Origin of the sequence: Treponema denticola (assembly GCF_024181405.1) — a bacterium.
Taxonomy (GTDB): Bacteria; Spirochaetota; Spirochaetia; order Treponematales; family Treponemataceae; genus Treponema_B; species Treponema_B denticola_D.
Genome location: NZ_CP051302.1, coordinates 1,033,493 through 1,054,747 on the forward strand (window position 1 = coordinate 1,033,493; position 21,255 = coordinate 1,054,747).

A 21,255-nucleotide genomic window follows, 5' to 3' on the forward strand; every position below is an offset into this window, starting at 1 on the left:
AAAGATAAAGTATGAAATTAAAAAAGATATGTTTTTGTATTTTAATTCTCATAAATTTTTCATATGTTTTTGGAAATACCGATCTAAATAAAACAAAAACTGAAATTGAAGTAGAGTTAAACTATCCCTTAAATTTTAATATTTCTATATCGCATTTTTTAAGGTCTTACAAGGAAAATTCGGATTCAAAATATACGGAAATGGAGTTTAAGGCCTCATTGAAGCCTGCAAATATTTTGGGGTGTTTAAATGTAAAAATAGTTTATCTGCCTTTTATCAACTTTTTCTCCGGAACTACGATAAGTACAGGCTGGGCCTACCCTAGCCTAAATTTTTATGGACTTGCCGAAAATAAAAATGTCAATAACTTACAGGTTATCAAACCGCTATATTTTTCAAAATTCTTTATTGATCTCAATGCAGGCCTAGAACTTTATTTTGATTTAAACTCAAAAATAAAAAATGAATGGTCAGGTCTAATTTTAAAAACAAGGCATATTATAAGTTACAAAGACATTGTTCCTCAAACAAATGAGGATTTTTTCTTTTTTGATAATGACTTAGGTGAAAACAGAAACGGAGCCCGTTATACCGGAACATACTCGATAGAATACAATATGCCTCTTTACTTAAACACTATAAGGGTTGAACTTATAAGCCATAAAAATCTATATAAACCCCTCCCCTTTACTAAAAATAAGGCGGAACAATTATGGACTTTTGAATTAAAGAATGAGCTCTTTTTTAAAGCCTCAGAAAAAACACGCATAAAACTTCAAGCAGTATGGAAGACGGCTCCAATCTATTATAATTACAAAGATGAAGCTCATTTTACACAAAAAATAATCAATTCAAAAAAAAACATAGATCTGTTTTTTGAGTCCGTTTCAGCAAGCCTTATATTTAAACTCTAGGCTTAAAAAAGCCCTCATCCGTAATGATACCTGAACAAAGTTCATAAGGCGTTATATCAAAGGCGGGATAAATCCCTGAGATTGAACCGCTCTTATTTTTGTGTTTACAATCATCCGGTAAAATTGCAGTTCTTTTTCCCATAGCGTAAAGTACATCTTCAGGATTTCTATATTCAATTTTTACTTCTTTTGCAGAAACATAATTTTTATCGGGAAAACCTATTGCATAATAAGGAATACCAAAGTAATTTGCAGCTATAGCAATCTGAAGGGTTCCTATTTTATTAATAATCGAACCGTCAAGGCTTATAACGTCAGAAGCTGAAACACAAAAGTCAATTTTTTTTTCGCTCATTAAAAGGGCTATCATATTGTCGGTAATGACGGTCGTGTCAAAGCCCATGTCATAGGCCAAGGAAGCGGTCAATCGGGCTCCTTGAAAATATGGACGGGTTTCGGCACAAAAAACCTTTATATTTTTATCGGTTTCTTTAAACCTGCGTAAATATCCGCCGACTGTAGTCTCTCCAAAACATTGGGTTAAAATTGAAGATCCGTCAGGAACCAAATCGGCAAAAAAAGAACCGGCTGCCGTATTTTTTTTATACCTGACATTGTTTTGTTCTACAGCATTCTGCTTTAGAGCGGTAATAATTTCATTTGAAAATGCTCCGTTTTTTATTAGATTTTCAAAGAGGCTCAAGGATTCGGCTGTAATAAGCTGCATTGCCTTGCTTGTGGTAGGACGGGCATGGGATAGAGCATAGGCTGCCTCTTTCATAAACTCAAGGTATGCCGTTTTTGAAAGATTTTTTCCTTGATAAGCAGCAAGGGCCATCCCCATAGCAGCCGCTGCAAAAGGCCCTCCGCTTTGGGTTACCATGTCGGCAATGGCCTTTGCTACTTCTTCATATGTTTTACATATACAAAATTCTTTTTTTTCGGGATAAATACGCCTGTCTAAAATACGCACCTCTCCGCATTCTTCATCAAACCAAGCAACATTTTCATATTGCAAAATAAACCCTAAGTTATAATCTTCTCTCATTTTTAAGTATTTTACCGATTTTTCCTGTTTTATTTATAAATTCTACACTAATTTACTTAATAATATAAGCATTTTTTATAACTTTGTCAGTATAAAATAAAGAAAAAAAATTAAAAGAAGACTTGCGTTTTTTAAAAAGATATCTTATAATATACTTAATAGTTAATAGCGTAAATAATAAATAGCCTTAACTATAATATCAATGAAAGGAGTGCAATTTATGGAAGCAAAAAAAGAAAAGAGAAATTTAAATTTATTTAACATTTTCTCTCTTGGTTTCGGCGGAGCCGTAGGTTCCGGGATTTTTGTGTTAACAGGCTTAGGAATTGCCGCTACAGGTAAATCCATTGTCGTTTCAATTATGGCTGGTTGTATTTTTATGCTTTTAGCATATTTTTACAATGTCCTTTTATCATCAATGTTTATGTTTGAAGGAGGTGATTATAGTCAAAAAGCCCTAGTGTTTAATCCTTTTTTTACAGGTATAAATGGATACATAACATTTATTAATGGATTTTCTGTTGCTATGTATAGCCTTGCAATGGTAAATTATGCAGGAATAGTTTTTCCTCAAATTCTACCTTACACAAAATTAATTGCGATAATAATTATTACCTTGTTTTTTGCAGCAACTATAAGAGGTTCAAAATTTGTTTCTACAATCAATAATATAATGACCTTAGTATTAATCCTAGCAATTATTTTTTATATTGTATTTGGAGTTCCTAAGGTAAAACCGGGCTATTTCACAGATCCAAATTTTTTTACAGGCGGTTTTAAAGGTATCATTGCCGGTATTGCAATAATGGGATGGGCATGTCAAGGAACCACAATGGGTCCGGTTTCTGTATCGGCAGTAACTATTAAGCCTAAAAAAAATATACCCTATGGCATATTCTTAGTAACAATAGCAATAGCCATTGTTTATGGCTTAATGGGCTATGTATCGGCAGGAGTGCTTCCCATAAGCGAGGTTGCAGGTCAAAATCTTTCACTTGTAGCCTCCGAGATTTTCCCAAGATCAATTTTTATTCTCTTTATAATGGGAGGGGCTGTTTTTGCCATAGCAACATCTATGATTACCGGCATAATAATGGTTCGATATCCAATACTAAAAGTAGCACAAGCAGGTTGGCTCCCAAAATTTTTTACACAAACAACTCAGACCGGTTATCCATGGGCTGTTTACGGTATTTATTACATATTGTCAATTTTACCGGTTTTACTTGGTTTAAAATTAGATGCTATTGTTTCGCTGGTAATGATACCTGCAATGCTTACAAATCTATATACAAATATAAAATGTATTAAGGTGATACGGGATTATCCGGAGCAATGGAAAAAATCGGTATTGCATATGCCCAGAATACTTATGGACATCATATGTATTCTTTCGGCACTTTGTGCAGCTATAGTATGCTATAACCTATTTATGATGCTTTCAACAAAAGAAAAACTTTTGATGATAGGGATTATGGTTATCATATCGATTTTATCAATTTACAATTTAAAATCAAAACATGTAAAAATTGAAGAATTGGAAGCAAATAAAAGGCAAATTATCGAAGATGCCTTACTTGCTGAAACTGAAGAATAGGAGAAAAAATGATTTACGATTTTACAACAAAAATTTCAAGAAAAAACTTAGGTTCGCTTAAGTGGGACTTAATGTATTCACAAAATCCTGAGGTTGGAAATGAGGTGGTTCCTCTTTCGGTAGCAGACATGGAATTTAAAAATCCGCCGGAACTTATTGAAGGTTTAAAAAAATATCTTGACGAAACAGTGTTAGGATATACAGGACCTACTGAAGAGTATAAAAAAACCGTAAAAAAATGGATGAAGGATAGACATCAATGGGATATTGAAACTGACTGGATAATAAATACTGCCGGAGTCGTTCCTGCAGTGTTCAATGCCGTTAGGGAATTTACAAAACCTGGAGAAGGAGTCATTATCATCACCCCCGTTTATTATCCTTTCTTTATGGCTATAAAAAATCAAGAGCGTAAAATCATAGAATGTGAATTATTGGAAAAAGACGGATATTATACAATCGATTTTGAAAAACTAGAAAAATTATCCAAGGATAAAAACAATAAGGCTTTGCTCTTTTGCTCGCCGCACAATCCTGTAGGCAGGGTTTGGAAAAAAGATGAACTTCAAAAAATAAAGGATATAGTTTTAAAATCCGATCTTATGCTATGGTCAGATGAAATTCACTTTGACTTAATTATGCCCGGTTATGAGCACACAGTGTTCCAATCTATTGATGAGCAACTTGCCGATAAAACGATTACTTTTACTGCTCCGTCTAAAACATTTAATATTGCAGGAATGGGCATGAGCAATATAATAATTAAAAATCCGGATATCAGGGAAAGGTTTACAAAGTCTCGGGATATTACAAGCGGAATGCCATTTACTACACTCGGATATAAGGCTTGCGAAATTTGCTATAAAGAATGCGGAAAATGGCTGGATGACTGCATAAAGGTAATAGACAAAAATCAAAGAATTGTAAAAGATTTTTTTGAAGTAAATCACCCCGAAATAAAAGCTCCTCTTATTGAAGGTACCTATTTACAATGGATAGATTTTAGAGCTTTGAAAATGGATCATAAGGCTATGGAAGAATTTATGATTCACAAAGCTCAAATATTTTTTGATGAAGGCTATATTTTTGGAGACGGAGGTATAGGATTTGAAAGAATCAACTTGGCAGCTCCATCATCTGTTATTCAAGAAAGTTTAGAAAGACTAAATAAGGCCTTAAAAGACCTTAAAAAACGGCATTAAAAATAAAATTTACTGCCGGTAAAATTCCTCCTCATATTTTATATATAAAATGTGGGGAGGTCTTTTATAAAGGCTTATTTTTGCTGTTATTCTTTTCAAGAATATCGGTATAAGTTTTTAAAATTTTATCAAAAGCTACCATTTCATCAACGGTAAAAGCTTCGAGAAGTTTTTTTCTTGTCTTGATATTATCTCTATTGTCATAAGCTTTATGCTTTAAAACCGTTTCTTTTGCTTTTTCCGTAGTATGTAAAAAAAAGACTTTACCGTCAGCTTCGTTCACTTTCTTATAAACCAAGCCCCATTTTATAAGCCTATGTACAATTTGAGAAATTGCGCTTGATGTTCTATTCCATTTTTTTGCTAGGGCTGAAACCGTTATATTTTCATTATCATAAATATCGGTCAAAATATGCATTTCAATCATTGTATATTTCTTACCCGTACCATAATCCCTTCTTACAGTATAATAATAAGAAAATGACAACACAAAATCATACATTCTATCAACAATATTGCTTATATTTTTATACCGTTTTTCGATCAAATCTATAGGCTCATTGTCTTCTACCCATGCATTAATTATTTCTTTTTTATAAATATCATTCAACATTTAAAACTCCCGAACAATCTGGTTAAAATTTAGTAATACACCTTTACAAGATAGACATTTTAAAAAAAATTGTCAATTATTTAGACATTTTTATCTCAAACTATTGACAAAAATATAAAAAAAGCATATACTCCTCCACGTGAGCAAGATTTTTTGATGACTTGCTCATAAAATTGCAATACTTGACATTTTTTGGGTTTATGTATATTATACACACGCTCACTGTTAAGCGAGAGTGGTGGAATTGGCAGACACGCTAGACTTAGGATCTAGTGCTTCGGCGTGAGGGTTCAAGTCCCTCCTCTCGCACAATTCCACAAAACAAAAAGTGGAGTAGAATTGCGGGAATAGCTCAGTGGTAGAGCGCCACCTTGCCAAGGTGGATGTCGCGAGTTCAATCCTCGTTTCCCGCTTCTAAAGCGATTCGGTGAACGGATCGCTTTTTTTTATACCCTTTTATATAAAGGGCTGTCTTAAAATCAACTCTAAGGAAGGAAAAATGGACTACGAAAAGAATGTAACTCTTAAAGAAAAATCACATGCGGAACTTTCAGTAAAAATAAAAAAGGCTGATGTTCAAGAAAGCTATAAAAAATTGCTCAACAAATATTCAAAAGAGCTTCAAATACCGGGATTTAGAAAAGGAAAGGTTCCCGTATCCGTACTTGAAACAAAATACGGCGATGCTATCAAGGGAGACCTTGCAGGAGACCTAATTGAAGATTCCTTAAAAGAAATCTTTGAATCTCTTGATGAATATGAAAGACCTCTCCCCTACTCTTATCCCGAACTAAACGAAAAACCCGAATTAAAAGTTGATGAAGACTTTTCTTTTACGGTCCACTATGATGTCTTCCCCAAGGTAGAAATTAAAAAAACCGAAGGCTTTACTATCGAAGTGCCGGAAGCAAGCGTCTCCGATGACGACATAAAAAAAGAACTTGAAAGACTTCAAGAAAGGAATGCCCTCGTTACAGCCTGCAAAGAAGGAACTTCAGCCGCAAAAGATCACATTGCAACAATCGATTATTGCGAACTTGACGATGAAGGAAAAACTATTTCAGGCACTGAAAGACAAGACTTTGTATTTACAATAGGTTCAGGTCTAAATATCTATAAGATTGATGATGATATAATCGGCATGAAAAAAGGTGAATCTAAAGAAATAACCAAGACCTTCCCCGAGGACGATTCAAACAAGGACCTTGCCGGAAAAACAAAGAAAATAAAGGTAACTCTTACAGCCCTTAAATACAAAGATTTACCGGCACTTGATGATGACTTTGCTCAAGACATAAACGAAAAGTATAAGAGCTTGGATGAACTGAAGGCCGATATCAAGAAGAAGTTTGAAATAAGTGTAGAAGAAAAAATCAAATCTTTACAAAAAAATGCTTTAACCGAACAAATGGTTAAGGAGCATACAATAGATCTTCCCGAATCCATGGTAAGAGCAGAACTTGAATCCAGATGGATGATGATGGCTAATCAATTTAGAACTACACCTGAAGAACTTGAAAAAATGTTCGGTAAAGGCCCGCAATCAAAAGCAAGTCTTTTAGAAGGCTGGAGAGAAGATTCCGAGAAGACATTAAAAGAAAGAGTTTTAATTGAAACCCTTCTTAAGGAAAAAAATATTGAAGTAAGCGATGACGAGATTGAAGCCGAATATATCCGCTTATCCGAAAGAATGGATATCGCTCTTGATGAGCTGAAAAAATATTATTCCAACCCTCGCGAAAAAGAATATTTAAGCGAAGGCTTAAAAGAAGAAAAACTTTTTAAAGCTCTTTATGAAAAATCGACAATCAAAAAAGGCAAAAAGCTTACCTTTGAAGAACTTTTAAAAGATTAAATTTTGCTGTTTTAAGGAAAAAAAATGAGTACACTTGTACCTTATGTAATTGAACAAACCGGAAACGGAGAACGCAGCTATGATATTTTCTCGCGTCTTTTAAAGGATAGGATTATCTTTGTAGACGGAGAAATAAACGATATGTCTGCCGATTTGATTGTAGCCCAGCTTTTATTTTTAGAAGCTCAAAATCCCGACAAGGATATCAGCCTTTATATAAACAGTCCCGGAGGTTCTGTAACGGCAGGCCTTGCAATTTATGATACTATGCAGCACATTCGTCCCGATGTACAAACAATTTGTTTGGGCCAATGTGCAAGTATGGGAGCAGTCCTTTTGGCCGGAGGAGCAAAAAATAAACGTTATGCCCTCCCCTCATCCCGTGTTATGATTCACCAACCATGGGGCGGAGTTCAAGGACAGGCCGTAGATATCAATATCCAAGCCAAAGAAATTGTAAGATTAAAAAAACTTACCATCAAATACTTTGCAGAAAATACCGGCAAAACGGAAAAACAGGTTGCAGCCGATATGGAAAGAGATTTTTTTATGTCGGCCGAAGAAGCCTTGGCCTACGGTATTATCGATACCGTTATGAATAGGAGAAAAGATGGCTAGAAATAGAATGGGCGGGGCTTTAATATGCTCTTTTTGTAATAAACCTGAAAGTGCTGAACGCTTTGTAGTTCCGGGTCCCGGAGGTATCGCCATCTGCGATAGATGTGTAGATCTTTGCGGAAGCTATATAAAATCATATAAGACTGTCAAACCTGTTGACCGTTCAGGCCCCATTCCAACCCCTCAAGAACTAAAAGAGTATCTTGACGAATATGTAATAGGTCAAGAACAGGCAAAGAGGGTTCTATCTGTAGCCGTTTATAACCATTATAAGCGGATAATGAATCCTCCTTTAGAGAATGACGTAGTCATAGAAAAGTCAAATGTCCTTTTGCTGGGTCCTACAGGGTCAGGTAAAACTCTTTTAGCAAAAACCCTTGCACAAAAAATGCAGGTTCCCTTTGCCATCGCCGATGCAACAACCTTGACCGAAGCAGGCTACGTAGGCGAAGACGTAGAAAATATCCTTCTTAAGCTTATCCAAAATGCAAACGGAGATATAAAAGAAGCCGAAATGGGTATCATCTTTATCGATGAAATAGATAAGATTTCCAGAAAGAGCGAAAATGTTTCCATTACCCGAGATGTATCGGGCGAAGGCGTTCAACAAGCTCTTTTAAAAATAATAGAAGGAACCTCAGCCTCAGTTCCCCCGCAGGGCGGAAGAAAGCATCCGAATCAGGACATGCTTAAAATAGATACAACAAATATCCTATTTATCTGCGGAGGGGCCTTTGTGGGTTTGGATAAGATAGTGGAAGCCCGTATCTCTACAAAGCCTATAGGCTTCGGTGCCGAGGTAAAAAAGCTGAGCGAAAAAAATCTTACCGAGTTGTATGATCAGGTTTCACCCGATGATTTGGTAAAATTCGGGCTTATCCCTGAGCTGATAGGAAGAATCCCGATAAAGGTAGCCTTAAATGAGCTTACAAAGGAAGACTTAACACGTATATTGGTTGAACCCAAAAATGCCATCATAAAGCAGTTTCAGGCAACCTTTAAACTTGATAATGTCGATCTTCACTTTGACAAAGATGCTATTACAGCCATTGCTCAGCAGGCTATAGACCAAAATACGGGAGCAAGGGGTTTACGTTCCATTGTCGAAAAGCTAATGCTGGATGCAATGTTTGAAGCCCCTTCCATAAAGGGTAGAAAAGAGCTGATAATAAATAAAAAAATGATAGTAAACTCTTCGTCAAAACCGAAGATAAAACTTCTCGACGAAAAAACCGCTTAAAACTTATCAAAATATTAATGAGACTGTCCCAAGGAAAACCTTGCGGCAGTCTTTTTTTATACGTTTCCCTTTGCAACTACTACGAGAAAAGAAAAAAGAACAGCCAATATTATCGATAAAAACAATAAAAATATATCTGTAATGAATTTTATAATATTAATCTCTTTATAACATATCATAAAAAAAATTCTAACGGCAATTGCTGCAAAAGTAAAAATTATAAGTAAGACACAAAGACTCATCAATACATTTAAGATTATAAACAGGCTGGAATCTAAAAAATCTTGGGAACTGCTTAAAATATAAAAAATAATAAAAGCAAAGATAGAAGCACTCAAAAATCTTATTGAGCGGTCTAAAAAGCGAATAGTAAAACGTTTATATCTGGGCTGGGGTTGTATATCTTTACTATCCATAAGGATTAAAATTTAAATATGCGGATAAAATATCCGCATATTTATAAAGTCTTAGTTTTCAGATTCCGAATTCTGAACTTCTTCAGTAACTGAATTTTCTTCTGCTAAAACTTGTTCATCAGAAGCTTCTTCGTCCCTGCGAGGTTTTCGTCCTTTTTTCTCGGAAGGTTTAACAGTCTTTTCTTCAGCAATCTGAGCCTCAACGGTAAAAGAAATCTCTGCAGAGGTATTTTCATAAAGCTTTACAAGGGCCTTATGTACGCCTGTGCTCTTAACTGTTTGGCCTGGGATTTCGATACGTTTTCTTTCAATATCGAAATTAAGTTTTTGCAGTTCATCAAAAAGAGTTTGAGTTGTAACGGCACCGTAAAGCTTTCCGTTAGGTCCTGCAGGCATAAGAATCTTAATTGAAAGAGCCTCAAGTCTTTCTTTAAGACCTGCAGCATCTTGGCGTTTTGCAGCCTTTTTAGCTTCAATTTCTTCTTTGCGTGATTCAAAATGAGCCAGAGTAAACTCATTACAAGGAACAGCTAAGTTTCTGGGGAAGAGGTAGTTTCGGGCATATCCCTTGGCTACATTCTTAATATCTCCTTCTTCTCCAAGATACTTAACATCTTCATTTAAAATAACCTTCATATACAAGCTCCTAAAAAAAATATCCGCCCAATTCCGGGAGTCGGAAAGGGCTTTTTGACATAGTCTAATTTTTAATGTAAGCAAAACCCCTAACGCTATGAAGCCTTAGGCAGATGCTTACATTAAAATTTCTATTCGTTCATAACGAAAGGAAGCAATGCAACAGCTCTTGCACGCTTAATTTCAACGGCAAGTTTTCGCTGGTGTTTTGCACAAGTTCCGGTAATTCTTCTGGGAAGAATTTTACCTCTCTCGGTTATAAAGCGGCGTAAGGCATCCGGTTCTTTATAATCGATCTTTAACTTTTGTGCACAAAAGCGGCAAACCTTTTTGCGGTAAAAAGACCTACCCTTTCTTTTGTCTTCGCCTTCGCGAATATTTTCCTGCATGTTAGCTTCCATGTCTACATCATTCATTGTTTCGTCCGACATTTAAATCTCCTTAAAATGGAATATTATCCAAATCTGAATTTCCCATATCCGGCTGGTAATCATCATAAGAAGGCTCCTGTCTTCTTTGATAAGCAGAAGGTGCCTGATTTCCATCATTATACGAATTATTTCCACCGCCCTGATATGATCCTTGGCGCTGGGGTGCAGCCTGTGACTGTCCTCCCTGACCTGCCGAGCCGCCGACAAGCTGAATATTGTTAGCTACAATTTCAACCTTGCTGCGGGTTTGCCCGTCTTGCTCCCAACGGTTTTGCCTAAGCTCTCCGTCAATAGCAACCTGTTTACCTTTTACAAGGTACTGGTTTAGGGCTTCACCCTGCCGGCCCCAAAGAACCACGTCAAAAAAACTTGCTTCTTCGCTCCAGTCATCGCCTGTTTTTCGTCTTCTGTTGACAGCTATAGCAAAATTACAAACCGCAATACCGGAAGACGTATATTTAAGCTCAGCATCTCTAGTTAAGCGGCCTACCAATACTACATGGTTTATATCTGCCATAAAGTCTCCTTTTTAGTCCTCTAAACGGACAAAAAGATAGGTCAACATCTGAGTGATCAGCTTAAAACGCTTGTCCAATTCAATCATTTTTGCAGGATCTGCTTCAATGTTGAAAAGAACATAACGTCCCTTTGTCTTCTTTTTGATTTCATAAGCTAAATCCCGATCGCCGAAAGGCTCTTCAGACTTGATCTGAACACCGAAATCCGCCAGAATTGAATGTAGAGCATCTATTCCCGGTTTATAGAGATCCTCTTCAACCGGAAAAACCGTCATAAGTTCATAGTTTCTCATGTTCCCTCCTATGGACACATTTCTGAGGCCCGCATTTTCTGCGAGCCGGAGTTTTCATAGAATATCAAAAAATACTATCTTAGTCAATACCCGGCTAAAACCTGCTAAAGTCTAGCATTTCATCATGCCGCATACTGTAGGCTTTAGCATTTCATCATGCCGAAGACCATTACGAAAAGAGCAACGGTTTCGCAAAGACCTACGATAGTAATGTACTGTACAAAGCCCTTTCCTGTTTCAGCCATAGCATCGGAACCTGAAGCAGAAGCCTTACCTTGAGCAATAGCAGATGCTGCGATAGAAACACCGCAAACAAGGCCTAAGCCCAATAAGAACCAATCGCTCTGGGATGATGTAAGCATCCTGTTCATAAGCAAGAAACCGTAAAGAGTCTGCGTAAGAGGAGCGCCTGCAAAGGCGACCAAACTGAAGGGAGCGGGCTTGTTATTTAAATAACAGCGCTTCCATGCACCGATTGTTGACTGACCTGCAATTGCAAGACCGATTGCAGAACCGATAGCTGAAATACCCAACGCAGCAGCAGCACCAAAAAAACCAAAAGTCATATCCTTCCTCCAAATTTATTCGTTAAAGGGTTCATATTTAAAGCCCGACCAAGTCAAGCCTACATGATTAGAGAATTCCAAGGTATTCAACCGAACACCGTGGACTATAACGGAAAGCACGTTCATAATATAGTTAAGACCGTGTCCGAACAATAAAAGTAAGACACCTGCAAAGATTATAAAGCCTCCTAAGGCAGGGCCGGCCATCTCGTTTACGGTTGCACTTATAGCGCCTCCGGCAAGACCTACAGCCCAAAGTCTTATGTAGCTCATAATATCTGCAAATACGTTTACTACACCCAAAAGCATATTGATAATGTTTTTTAAGCTTTCAACAATAGCCTGCCCTATTCCTTTAGAATAGTTTGCAAAGATAAAGTTTAAAGCAAAACCCGCACCTATTGCAAGGAGAACGGCATTATTTATTGCATACTTTTGGGAATCTACAACAAGGTTTAAAACCACAAAATACATTCCGCCAAGCATCGAAAGAGAACCTACATCGGCAAGAAATTTAGGGGACTTAATGTTCCTAAATAAGCTTACTACATGGGCTATCATCAGCTGGGTTAAGCCTAGAGTAAAGCAAAGCAAAATCTGGTTTTGATTGCGTACATCCTCAGGGGTAAAGTTTGCAATCGCAGGTACAGCCAAGTTTTTAAGAAAAGGCGGTACAATTTCGGCAGACATACCAAACCAGTTACAAACCAAGGTACCCCAGATAACGGTCATAAGACCCAAATAGCCGAACATATAAAAAGCCGTAGGCACTTTTTGTTTTTTTGCCTTTGTTTTTAATATCAAGATAATTGAAATCAAGAACAAAACGGCACCGTAACCGGCATCCCCGAATATCATTGCAAAGAAAATTCCGAAAAAGAGCAGGAACCAAAGAGAGATATCCGGCTCAGTATAACCGGGAACCGTACCCAAAAAGTCGATTAAGGGAGCAATCAGATTTACAATCTTATTACGCTTTATCTTTGTAGGTACAGGATCTTCTTCTTCAGGATCTTGAGAAATATAGGCCCAAGACTTTTCCTTTGCGAGGGAAGAAAGTTTTGCTTCATCTTCGCATGGAATATAACCTGTAAGCCAAACTAATTGAACTCTCTCTTCATCATCTTGATTTCCGAAATCTATTGTCTGCATACCATCATGCACAATCTCAAATTGAAGCTTCTTGGTAACAATTTCATCCAAGGCACGGAGAGAGTTTAAGTAGGCAGACATCTTTGTCATTTCCTGCTTGTAAGAAGAAATCTTAGCCATTAAACTCTTAAGTTTTTCTTTTAAAGCCTTAACGGAAGTTTCAGGCAGTTTTAAAGGAATAATATCATGAGGCAAGTCAGCCGGAAGAGCATTTGTTTCGCTCCAGATTAAAAACCTTACCCCCGTTTTCCCCTTACCCACTAAAATAGTCTTAATATCTTCGGAAAGGGAAGAATAAGTTTTTAATGAGGTAGTTGCAGGAAAAAGATAGATACCTTTTTCTTCCAAGAAATTAAAATCGGCAGTATTTATTTCTCCCCACTCGGCATAAGAGGCTATTTCGCCTGAAAGCCTTGCAGATTCTTCCATATTGCTCTTATAAGAAGCAGTTAGGGACAGGACGGAATCTACAAAGGTAAGGGTATCTTCTTCGCTTAAAAGAGAGGGAGGCGTTACTCCTTTTTTCTCTTTTTTGGGAAGATATTCCGTTAAAAGGCTCATAGCAAGAGTTATATCGTTTTTTTCGGATCTTAGCTCGTTTATTAAAGTACCGTTTGCAGGACGGTCTTCAATATGTAAAAGCCCTAATTTTCTTAAATCTTTTAAGGCATGACGCTGCTCTTTTTTTAAGACTAAAAGAGTTACTTTTTTCATTGGTACAATCATAGAGCTTCATCCTTATGATGAACCTTTTCAAGGTTCTTTTTTGAAATCTTACCGCGAACAACAGCTGCAACCTGCTGATCTCCCAAATAAACCGTAATCTTCTTTATGTTTGCCCTAGTTGCGGGTATCTTAACCTTTTCAAAGAGGTTTACGCGCTGAGTGGTCGTTCTAAGCTCCGAATTCAATAGGCGGACTTGCTCGTCAAGCACCTTTGCCTCAAGGTCTAAGCTCAAAACTTCCTGCAATTTTTCGGCAGCCGTATCAACCCAAAGAGGAGTCTTATAAAGATCATATTTAGAGCGTTCAAATTCCGCACCTGAAAAAACAGGAATACTCACTCCGGCAATATTTCCGGTTGAAGTTAAAAGCTCTTTTATCTTAACCATCGAGGGCTGAAAAACATTTTGCTCGCCGAATACCGCTACCCAGTCTTCGAATTCGCGATGAAGGGCATCTCTGTGAAGCCTTACTTCTTTAGCCCTGGCTTCGATGGTGCGGATTTCGGTTTGAAGCTGCTGTTTTTTGAGTTGAAGAGTCGGCAAGTATCTTCTGTACATTTTTAAAGATTCTTTTTGATTCTTCAGCTCATTTTTTGTCAGTTTTATTGCCATAGCCTACCCTTTAGTTTGCCGGCCAGTACTTATTTACCAACTCGGATTTAATACCTGTTTCTTCACGGGTAAAGCATTCGGCAAGAATTTTCCAGCCTAGATTTAGGGCATCTTCAAGCGGAATGTTTACGGACAAGTCCATCATTCCCGATTCGAATTTTGCACCATATTTTAGGAGCTTTTCGTCCCATTCGCTCATCATAAAGCCCATGGACTTCTTTTCCAAGGTGTCTTTATATGAGGCATAGAGCTTAATCATATTGTCCATCAATGCACGGTGGTCATCCCTGGTCTTACCGTTTACGTTTTGCTTTAATCGTGAAAGACTTCCGAAGGGCTCGATTCGTCCGTTTTTAAGATAGAACTGACCTTCGGTAATATAACCGGTGTTATCCGGAACGGGATGCGTTACGTCATCTCCGGGCATTGTTGTAACGGCCAAGACCGTAACGGAACCTGCGTCGGCAAAGTCTACAGCCTTTTCATAGCGGGCAGCAAGCTGACTGTAAAGGTCTCCGGGATAACCTCGGTTTGAAGGAACCTGTTCCTGAATAATGGCTATTTCTTTCATTGCATCTGCAAAGTTTGTCATATCTGTTAAAAGAACCAATACGTTCTTGCCCGCAATGGCAAATTTTTCTGCAACTGCAAGACACATATCCGGAATCATAAGGCACTCAACCGTTGGATCTGCTGCCGTATGAACGAACATGGCAGTGCGGCTCAAAGCACCGGCTTCTTCAAGGGTATCCTTAAAATAAAGATAATCGTCATATTTTAAGCCCATTCCGCCCAAGATAATTACGTCAACCTCGGCCTGCATGGCTATTCGGGCTAAAAGTTCGTTATAAGGCTCACCGGAACTTGAAAATATGGGCAGCTTTTGAGAAACAACAAGGGTATTAAATACGTCAATCATCGGAATACCGGTTCTAATCATTCTGTTTGCAAGAATACGCTTTGAGGGGTTTACCGAAGGGCCGCCTATGGGAATCATGTTATCCTTTAAAGCAGGGCCTGAATCCCGCGGATCGCCTGAACCGTTAAAAATACGGCCGAGCAAGTCTTCGGAATAGCTTACCTGCATTTCCTTGCCTAAAAAGCGTATCTCATCTCCGGTTGAAACACCTCGGCCTCCTGCAAAAACCTGTAATGAAACCAAGTCTCCGTCAAGCTTATTAACTTCTGCAAGGGAGGCTCCGAAACGGGTTTGAACTTCAGCCAATTCTCCGTATGATACGCCGTCGGCCTTAACCGTAATAACCGAACCGTTAATAGATTCTATTTTACTATATACCTTTTTCATCTTACACCGCCTGCTTCAATAATTTTTTAGCTCTTTCGTCTAAGCTATCCGCTTTTTCGGCGATGTGCTTTTTAATTCCGTCTTCATGGGATTTAAATGCATCCGAGCCCCAAGGCGAGTAGTTATAGTCGATGAACATAAGTTTAAGTTTGCTGAAATAAGAGCGGGCTTCATCCTTTGAAACAAATTTAAATGAAGTACCCAAAATTTCAATCAAAATATTATATATGTGCTGTTGGCGCTCAACCGAAACTGCGTCGTCTACCTTATCAAAGGAGTTTTGCTGTAAGTAAACGGCATCGAGTAAGTCGCCTTTTAAGTAAATGATAAAGTCTTCTATACTTGTTCCTTCTTCACCTACAACCTTCATCATCTGCTCAACCTCGGTTCCGCGGCGTAAAAAGCTTCTTCCGTATTTGACTTGTTCTAAAGGAAGAACGCTGGGATATTTTGACCAAGAATCGAGGGGATGAATTGCCGGATACTTTCTGGCATCGGACCTTTCTCGTGAAAGGCCGTGGAAGGCTCCTACTACCTTTAGCGTGGCCTGAGTTACGGGCTCTTCAAAGTTACCGCCCGCAGGAGATACGGTTCCTCCGATTGTAACGGAACCCTTTGAACCGTCGCTTAGGCGGACAATACCGGCTCTTTCGTAGAAGGCGGCGATGTAGGATTCGAGATAGGCAGGGAAAGCTTCTTCACCGGGTATTTCTTCCAAGCGGCCCGACATTTCTCGAAGAGCCTGAGCCCATCGGCTGGTAGAGTCTGCAAGAAGAAGAACGTCCAATCCCATTTGGCGATAGTATTCCGCGAGAGTTACGCCTGTATAAACCGAAGCTTCACGGGCTGCAACAGGCATTGAAGACGTATTACAGATAATTATGGTTCGCTCCATGAGGGTTCGGCCCGTTTTGGGGTCTTTAAGCTCAGGAAATTCTGTAAGAGTTTCTACAACTTCACCGGCTCGCTCGCCGCAGGCTGCAATAATAACGATGTCGACATCGGCATTTCGGCTGGTAGCATGCTGTAAAACGGTTTTTCCTGCACCGAATGGACCGGGAATACAATAGGTTCCGCCCTTGGCAACGGGGAAAAATGTATCCATTGTTCTCATCTTTGTAACCAAGGTTTCCGTCGGCTTTAAGCGCTCTGCATAACAGTCGATTGCACGTTTTACAGGCCACTTAAAACTCATGGTAAGAGGTATTACGTTTCCTCTTTCGTCTGTAACCTCTGCTATTGTATCGTCTACTGTATAATCGCCTTCAGATTTTATAGATTTTAATTTATAAGTTCCATACATGTTAAAAGGAATCATGATACGGTGGGTAAAACTGCCTTCAGGTACGGTTCCCAGCAAGTCTGCACGCTTTAATGTGTCTCCTTCTTTAGCAGAGGGAGTAAAGTGCCATTTTGCCGTGCGGGAAAGGGCACTTAAGTAGATACCTCTTTCCAAAAAATAACCGGCTTGTTCAGCAAGCTCAGGCAAGGGATTTTGCAGCCCGTCATAAACTTGGCCTAAAAGACCGGGGCCCAACTCTACCGAAAGAAGATCTCCAGTAAACTCTACGATATCGCCGACCTTTATTCCCTTTGTAATTTCAAATACTTGAAGCTGAGCTACTTCCCCCCTGATACGGATTACCTCGCTTTTTAGTTTTTTTGAACCAACCTCAACATAGCCTACCTCGTTAAGGGTAACCAAGCCTTCAAAAGCAACGCTTATCATGTTACCGTTAATACCGACTACTTTTCCTTTTGTTTTAGTCATATCATAACTCCAAATACTGTATAATAAAGCATAAATCCTAATTATAAAAGTTACTTTGTAAAAAAAACACAAAGTAACTTTTAGATTTTATCATATAAATGAAAAATATGCAAGAAAAAAAAATCAAAAATCTTAAAAATAGAATTAAATTTTTTCGCTGTCATATTCTATGAGAGTCTTTACAGGCAAATCCCCGAGAACCTTGCTATAATTTAAAAAGGGTAAACCTACAACTCCGCAAAAACCTACAACTTTTGCCCCGCCCTCTTCTAAAATACTCCGGGCTGCATTTAAAGTTCCTCCTGTGGCAATAAGGTCGTCTAAAAGAAGGACGTTTTGACCTTTTACTACATCGGTTTTATGAACCTCAACAGAGGCTTGCCCATACTCAAGGGCATAAGAGGCAGAATAAGTTTCTCCGGGGAGTTTTCCTTTCTTTCTGATTAAAATAAGAGGTATTCCCATTTTATAGGCAAAGGGGGCAGCAAATATAAAGCCCCTGGCCTCAATGGCGGCAACAGCATCTATCTCTTTATCCTTGTACATTTCCGTCATCTTATCAAGGCAATAGCTAAAAACTTCCGGATTAACCAAAATACCGGTAATATCATAAAAAAGGATTCCCTTTTTAGGGAAGTCCGGAACACGCCTTATGGCTGCATCTATTATTTTATCTTTCATGATGAACAGTCTACACCTTATTTTTGCAATGGTCAATAGGAAGATATTATTTTATAAGTCTTACTCCGTATACATTTTGCAGATATCTCTTCCGCTTTCCTTAGCTTTATAAAGAGCAGAATCGGCAAAAGAAAGCATAGTTTCATATGAAAGTTCATTAGAAGGAACGGAAGTATAAGCACCTAAACTGATAGTTAAGATCTTATCCTTTTCAGCCGAATGTTCAATATTTAAATTTTTAATTTCAATACGGAGTTTTTCGGCTATCTTCATTGTTTCGGAGGCAGAGCTATTATAAAGCAGAACCAAGAATTCTTCTCCTCCGTATCTTCCTACAAAATCATGCTTTGCTCTAAGTTTTTTTTGTAAGGTTTGAGCAACAGTTCTAAGCACATTATCTCCGGCCTGATGTCCATACAGATCATTGTATTGTTTAAATAAATCTATATCTATCATTATTAACGATATCGGTTGTTTATTATCCAATCCCCTACGCCAAAGATCCTTACCTACTGTATCTAGCAGTCTCCTGTTTCCTACACCTGTTAATTCGTCAACCGTAGATAAAACCGTAAGCTGTTCATTTGCAGATATAAGGTCTTTTTGTTCTTCTTGAAGTTTTTTATTGGCAATCTTATATTGAAAGAGCCTATTAATCCTGCAAGCTAAAAAAGTTAAGCCTGCAAAAATTAAAATATAGACGGCTATCATCGGCATCGAAAGCCAAAAAGGTTTTTCTATAATAAAGGTAAAAGATGCAGATTCAGGATATGGATTTGAAATATCCTTTACTTTAAATGTATATTTCCCCGGTTTAAGATTAGTATATTGTACATAATTTTTCATATTGGCATTAATCCAATTTTTATCAAAACCTTCGAGCATAAAAACATAAGAAGGTCTTGAAAGAGGAGATAAATCCATCGATGAAAACTCAAAGCTTATATTGTTTTCGGAATACTTATATTTATAAGTTTTTTGAAGATCTATTTTAAATACCGGAGTCTGATTTCCGTTTATACCTATAGTTCGTATTTTTACGGGAACCTCTTGTCTTTTAAACGATAAAAGATAGTTAATATCGATGCCTAAAACACCTTCTTGTGTTCCCACAAAACATTGATCTCCAATCATAATAGGAACTGTTGTAAATCGTCTTTCATGGTTATATAAAGTATAACTGTATATAATTTCAGTATCTTTATTAAATATTGTCATACCTTTTATTGCAGTAACACATATGGAGTGATTATCCATATGGGTCATACCGATAATAAAGTTTGCGGGGAGCCCCTCATTTGCAGTATAATTCAAAGCTTCTTTTTTTTCGGTATCGAATATGTTAATTCCTCCGTCACTTGTTCCAATCCACAATTTATCGGAAATATCTTGAAATAATGAGGTTATTCGGTCTGAAGAAATACCTTTTCTGTTATTTACATCATATCGGTATATTGCGAATTCATCGGTTGAAGGCTTATACTCGGCAAGCCCCTTGTTGGTTCCTACCCAAAGTCTTTTATAAGAATCAATCAGCAGGCTAAAAACAAGATTGCTGCATATACTATTGGGATTTTTAGGATCATTTTTATATCGCTTAAGAATTCCGGATGAAGGTGAAAATTTAATAAGGCCTCCATCATAAGTACCTATCCATAAAAACCCGTTATCATCGCTTATGATACTGTATATAAGTCTTTCACCGTCTTCAATTATATTATCATTGTATAGATTAACTCCAACAAAGGTATCCTTTTTTTTATCGTACTTACATAACCCAAGATCCGTACCAACCCATATATCCTCATTTTTATCTATGTAAAATTTAAATACGGAGTTGGAAATAATTTTAGATTCGGAATAACGATAGTATTTCTTTTTTCCTGTGCTTAAATCATAATAAGTTATTCCGTTATTTAAAAGACTTATCCATAAGTTTCCGTTTTTATCCTTAGTCAAACCGGAAACCGAATTTTCTCTGCCGTCGATTTTATTTTCATGGGGCAATATTATTTTTGACCACATACGTTTAGTATCATATATGTTTACTCCGCCTCCGTTTGTGCCGACCCATAATGAGCTGTAAGTATCTACATATATCGAAAAAATAAAATCGTTTGAAAGATTATATGAACGCTGTTTTGAAGTATACTCGGTATAAGAATATGTATTTTTATCAAAACTTATTAAGCCGCCGCCCCAAGTTCCTATCAATAGTACATTATCAGAAAATTCGTTTGATAGGCATGTTATTTTGTTGTTTGAAAATGAAAACAGGTCTCTTTTTCCGTTTTTAGGATCAATTCGAAATAGTCCGGTATCCCAAACGGATACCCAATATATTCCGTCTTCTTCAAAAATATTATTAATAATTGAGTCAGTAACCGCACTATTTTTTTCAAAAAGCCTTGATCGTCGAAATCTTTTATTGGGCTCATCATATTCCCATAAGCCCACATGTGTACATGCGTATATCCGCCCTTCAGAGTCTTCATAAATATGGGATATTCCGTTGTTTCCTATATAAAATTCGGAAGCTTGAGAAAATTTAACAACGGAACCGTCATCTTCATTTAGTATGTACAAGCCGTCCAAGGTTCCGATCCATAAGCGGCCGTGAGAATCCCTTAAAAAGCAGAGAACAACCGAACTCGTCATATCAAAATGGGTAAAAGTTTCCGTATCGACATTAAACCTTTCAACTCCGTAAAAAGTGCCTATCCAAAACACATCGCTTCCGTTTTCTGCTTTTATAGGGTCATTATAAAGACATTGAATTTGCGAAGACTGAATGGAATCTTTTGAAAAAGGAATATATTCGTAATTTTTATATTTAATACCGTCATAATATGCCAAACCTTCTTTAGTACCGAACCAAATCCGGCCGTATGAATCCTGCAAAATACCGGTAACAAATTTGGATGCAATGGATGAAGGCTGAGAGTAAAAAACAAGAACATCCTCATCAGCGGATAAATTAAAAGTAATCAAAATAAAAAATAAAAGAATTAGTTTCTTATGCAAATTATACATCCGAAATCCCTTATATCAAACATCAATA

At 37.5% G+C, this 21,255-nt stretch carries 19 protein-coding genes and 2 tRNA genes; 8 read left to right on the forward strand and 13 right to left on the reverse strand.

The window, feature by feature from the left end; genetic code table 11:
* Positions 1-11: 11 nt before the first annotated feature.
* The gene (locus HGJ18_RS04790) at positions 12-914 is read left to right on the forward strand and encodes a hypothetical protein (RefSeq protein ID WP_253697956.1); all 903 of its coding nucleotides are present in this window, start codon (positions 12-14) and stop codon (positions 912-914) included.
* Here the strand turns inward: HGJ18_RS04790 and HGJ18_RS04795 are convergent.
* Positions 904-1,962 (reverse strand): S-methyl-5-thioribose-1-phosphate isomerase, encoded by a 1,059-nt coding sequence (locus HGJ18_RS04795; protein ID WP_253697957.1) that lies wholly within the window; start codon positions 1,960-1,962, stop codon positions 904-906. The two genes, HGJ18_RS04790 and HGJ18_RS04795, sit on opposite strands and share 11 nt — an antisense overlap.
* Before the next feature lie 220 nt (positions 1,963-2,182).
* On the opposite strand from HGJ18_RS04795, the gene HGJ18_RS04800 reads away from it, so the two are divergent.
* Together HGJ18_RS04800 and HGJ18_RS04805 are read left to right on the forward strand one after the other, a co-directional pair.
* A complete protein-coding gene (locus tag HGJ18_RS04800) occupies positions 2,183-3,559 on the forward strand; it encodes an APC family permease (protein WP_253697958.1) in 1,377 nt (458 codons plus the stop codon).
* 8 nt (positions 3,560-3,567) lie between these two features.
* On the forward strand, positions 3,568-4,761 hold the full coding sequence (locus HGJ18_RS04805) for a cystalysin (RefSeq protein WP_253697959.1): 1,194 nt from the start codon (positions 3,568-3,570) through the stop codon (positions 4,759-4,761).
* Positions 4,762-4,825: 64 nt separating this feature from the next.
* On the opposite strand, the gene HGJ18_RS04810 is transcribed toward HGJ18_RS04805, so the two are convergent.
* Entirely contained in the window at positions 4,826-5,374 is a 549-nt protein-coding gene (locus HGJ18_RS04810) for a MarR family transcriptional regulator (RefSeq protein ID WP_253697960.1), read from the reverse strand.
* A 229-nt stretch (positions 5,375-5,603) separates the two neighbouring features.
* Here HGJ18_RS04810 and HGJ18_RS04815 point away from each other — a divergent pair.
* From HGJ18_RS04815 to clpX, 5 genes are all read left to right on the forward strand, one after another.
* Positions 5,604-5,683: transfer RNA gene (locus HGJ18_RS04815), tRNA-Leu, on the forward strand.
* Positions 5,684-5,715: 32 nt separating this feature from the next.
* Positions 5,716-5,787, forward strand: a tRNA-Gly gene (locus tag HGJ18_RS04820).
* An 86-nt stretch (positions 5,788-5,873) separates the two neighbouring features.
* Complete coding sequence (gene tig / locus HGJ18_RS04825; RefSeq protein ID WP_253697961.1) at positions 5,874-7,229, forward strand: trigger factor; 1,356 nt, start codon at positions 5,874-5,876, stop codon at positions 7,227-7,229.
* A gap of 24 nt (positions 7,230-7,253) precedes the next feature.
* Complete coding sequence (gene clpP, locus HGJ18_RS04830) at positions 7,254-7,847, forward strand: ATP-dependent Clp endopeptidase proteolytic subunit ClpP (RefSeq protein ID WP_253697962.1); 594 nt, start codon at positions 7,254-7,256, stop codon at positions 7,845-7,847.
* Complete coding sequence (gene clpX / locus HGJ18_RS04835) at positions 7,840-9,087, forward strand: ATP-dependent Clp protease ATP-binding subunit ClpX (RefSeq protein WP_253697963.1); 1,248 nt, start codon at positions 7,840-7,842, stop codon at positions 9,085-9,087. Before clpP ends, clpX begins: the two co-directional genes overlap by 8 nt.
* A 467-nt stretch (positions 9,088-9,554) precedes the next feature.
* Here the strand turns inward: clpX and rplI are convergent, their stop codons facing one another.
* From rplI to HGJ18_RS04890, 11 genes are all read right to left on the reverse strand, one after another.
* Positions 9,555-10,139, reverse strand: coding sequence for a 50S ribosomal protein L9 (rplI, locus tag HGJ18_RS04840; protein ID WP_253697964.1), 585 nt, complete (start codon positions 10,137-10,139; stop codon positions 9,555-9,557).
* A 131-nt stretch (positions 10,140-10,270) separates the two neighbouring features.
* Positions 10,271-10,540: a 30S ribosomal protein S18 gene (gene rpsR, locus HGJ18_RS04845; RefSeq protein ID WP_080641254.1), complete on the reverse strand. Its 270-nt coding sequence runs from the start codon at positions 10,538-10,540 to the stop codon at positions 10,271-10,273.
* 40 nt (positions 10,541-10,580) lie between these two features.
* Positions 10,581-11,087 carry a single-stranded DNA-binding protein gene (gene ssb, locus HGJ18_RS04850; protein ID WP_002669349.1) on the reverse strand — a complete coding sequence of 169 codons (507 nt, stop codon included), beginning with the start codon at positions 11,085-11,087 and terminating at the stop codon, positions 10,581-10,583.
* A gap of 12 nt (positions 11,088-11,099) precedes the next feature.
* Entirely contained in the window at positions 11,100-11,381 is a 282-nt protein-coding gene (gene rpsF / locus HGJ18_RS04855) for a 30S ribosomal protein S6 (protein WP_002669351.1), read from the reverse strand.
* Between the two features lie 143 nt (positions 11,382-11,524).
* Positions 11,525-11,947: an ATP synthase subunit C-like protein gene (locus tag HGJ18_RS04860; RefSeq protein ID WP_002669353.1), complete on the reverse strand. Its 423-nt coding sequence runs from the start codon at positions 11,945-11,947 to the stop codon at positions 11,525-11,527.
* A gap of 15 nt (positions 11,948-11,962) precedes the next feature.
* A complete protein-coding gene (locus HGJ18_RS04865; protein ID WP_253697965.1) occupies positions 11,963-13,825 on the reverse strand; it encodes a V-type ATPase 116kDa subunit family protein in 1,863 nt (620 codons plus the stop codon).
* Entirely contained in the window at positions 13,822-14,436 is a 615-nt protein-coding gene (locus HGJ18_RS04870) for a V-type ATP synthase subunit D (protein ID WP_253697966.1), read from the reverse strand. The genes HGJ18_RS04865 and HGJ18_RS04870 overlap by 4 nt, the downstream gene beginning before the upstream one ends.
* A gap of 10 nt (positions 14,437-14,446) precedes the next feature.
* Positions 14,447-15,742, reverse strand: a complete 1,296-nt coding sequence (locus HGJ18_RS04875) for a V-type ATP synthase subunit B (protein WP_253697967.1) — start codon at positions 15,740-15,742, stop codon at positions 14,447-14,449.
* Position 15,743: 1 nt separating this feature from the next.
* Positions 15,744-17,513 carry a V-type ATP synthase subunit A gene (locus HGJ18_RS04880; RefSeq protein ID WP_253697968.1) on the reverse strand — a complete coding sequence of 590 codons (1,770 nt, stop codon included), beginning with the start codon at positions 17,511-17,513 and terminating at the stop codon, positions 15,744-15,746.
* 144 nt (positions 17,514-17,657) lie between these two features.
* On the reverse strand, positions 17,658-18,194 hold the full coding sequence (locus HGJ18_RS04885; RefSeq protein ID WP_253697969.1) for an adenine phosphoribosyltransferase: 537 nt from the start codon (positions 18,192-18,194) through the stop codon (positions 17,658-17,660).
* Positions 18,195-18,254: 60 nt separating this feature from the next.
* Positions 18,255-21,218: a ligand-binding sensor domain-containing protein gene (locus HGJ18_RS04890; protein WP_366793470.1), complete on the reverse strand. Its 2,964-nt coding sequence runs from the start codon at positions 21,216-21,218 to the stop codon at positions 18,255-18,257.
* Positions 21,219-21,255: the final 37 nt, after the last annotated feature.

Excerpts from the sequence above, each read along its gene's own strand:
- HGJ18_RS04790 (WP_253697956.1), top strand. The coding sequence starts at position 12 with ATGAAATTAAAAAAGATATGTTTTTGTATTTTAATTCTCATAAATTTT.
- HGJ18_RS04795 (WP_253697957.1), bottom strand. The coding sequence starts at position 1,962 with ATGAGAGAAGATTATAACTTAGGGTTTATTTTGCAATATGAAAATGTT.
- HGJ18_RS04800 (WP_253697958.1), top strand. The coding sequence starts at position 2,183 with ATGGAAGCAAAAAAAGAAAAGAGAAATTTAAATTTATTTAACATTTTC.
- HGJ18_RS04805 (WP_253697959.1), top strand. The coding sequence starts at position 3,568 with ATGATTTACGATTTTACAACAAAAATTTCAAGAAAAAACTTAGGTTCG.
- HGJ18_RS04810 (WP_253697960.1), bottom strand. The coding sequence starts at position 5,374 with ATGTTGAATGATATTTATAAAAAAGAAATAATTAATGCATGGGTAGAA.
- tig (WP_253697961.1), top strand. The coding sequence starts at position 5,874 with ATGGACTACGAAAAGAATGTAACTCTTAAAGAAAAATCACATGCGGAA.
- clpP (WP_253697962.1), top strand. The coding sequence starts at position 7,254 with ATGAGTACACTTGTACCTTATGTAATTGAACAAACCGGAAACGGAGAA.
- clpX (WP_253697963.1), top strand. The coding sequence starts at position 7,840 with ATGGCTAGAAATAGAATGGGCGGGGCTTTAATATGCTCTTTTTGTAAT.
- rplI (WP_253697964.1), bottom strand. The coding sequence starts at position 10,139 with ATGAAGGTTATTTTAAATGAAGATGTTAAGTATCTTGGAGAAGAAGGA.
- rpsR (WP_080641254.1), bottom strand. The coding sequence starts at position 10,540 with ATGGAAGCTAACATGCAGGAAAATATTCGCGAAGGCGAAGACAAAAGA.
- ssb (WP_002669349.1), bottom strand. The coding sequence starts at position 11,087 with ATGGCAGATATAAACCATGTAGTATTGGTAGGCCGCTTAACTAGAGAT.
- rpsF (WP_002669351.1), bottom strand. The coding sequence starts at position 11,381 with ATGAGAAACTATGAACTTATGACGGTTTTTCCGGTTGAAGAGGATCTC.
- HGJ18_RS04860 (WP_002669353.1), bottom strand. The coding sequence starts at position 11,947 with ATGACTTTTGGTTTTTTTGGTGCTGCTGCTGCGTTGGGTATTTCAGCT.
- HGJ18_RS04865 (WP_253697965.1), bottom strand. The coding sequence starts at position 13,825 with ATGATTGTACCAATGAAAAAAGTAACTCTTTTAGTCTTAAAAAAAGAG.
- HGJ18_RS04870 (WP_253697966.1), bottom strand. The coding sequence starts at position 14,436 with ATGGCAATAAAACTGACAAAAAATGAGCTGAAGAATCAAAAAGAATCT.
- HGJ18_RS04875 (WP_253697967.1), bottom strand. The coding sequence starts at position 15,742 with ATGAAAAAGGTATATAGTAAAATAGAATCTATTAACGGTTCGGTTATT.
- HGJ18_RS04880 (WP_253697968.1), bottom strand. The coding sequence starts at position 17,513 with ATGACTAAAACAAAAGGAAAAGTAGTCGGTATTAACGGTAACATGATA.
- HGJ18_RS04885 (WP_253697969.1), bottom strand. The coding sequence starts at position 18,194 with ATGAAAGATAAAATAATAGATGCAGCCATAAGGCGTGTTCCGGACTTC.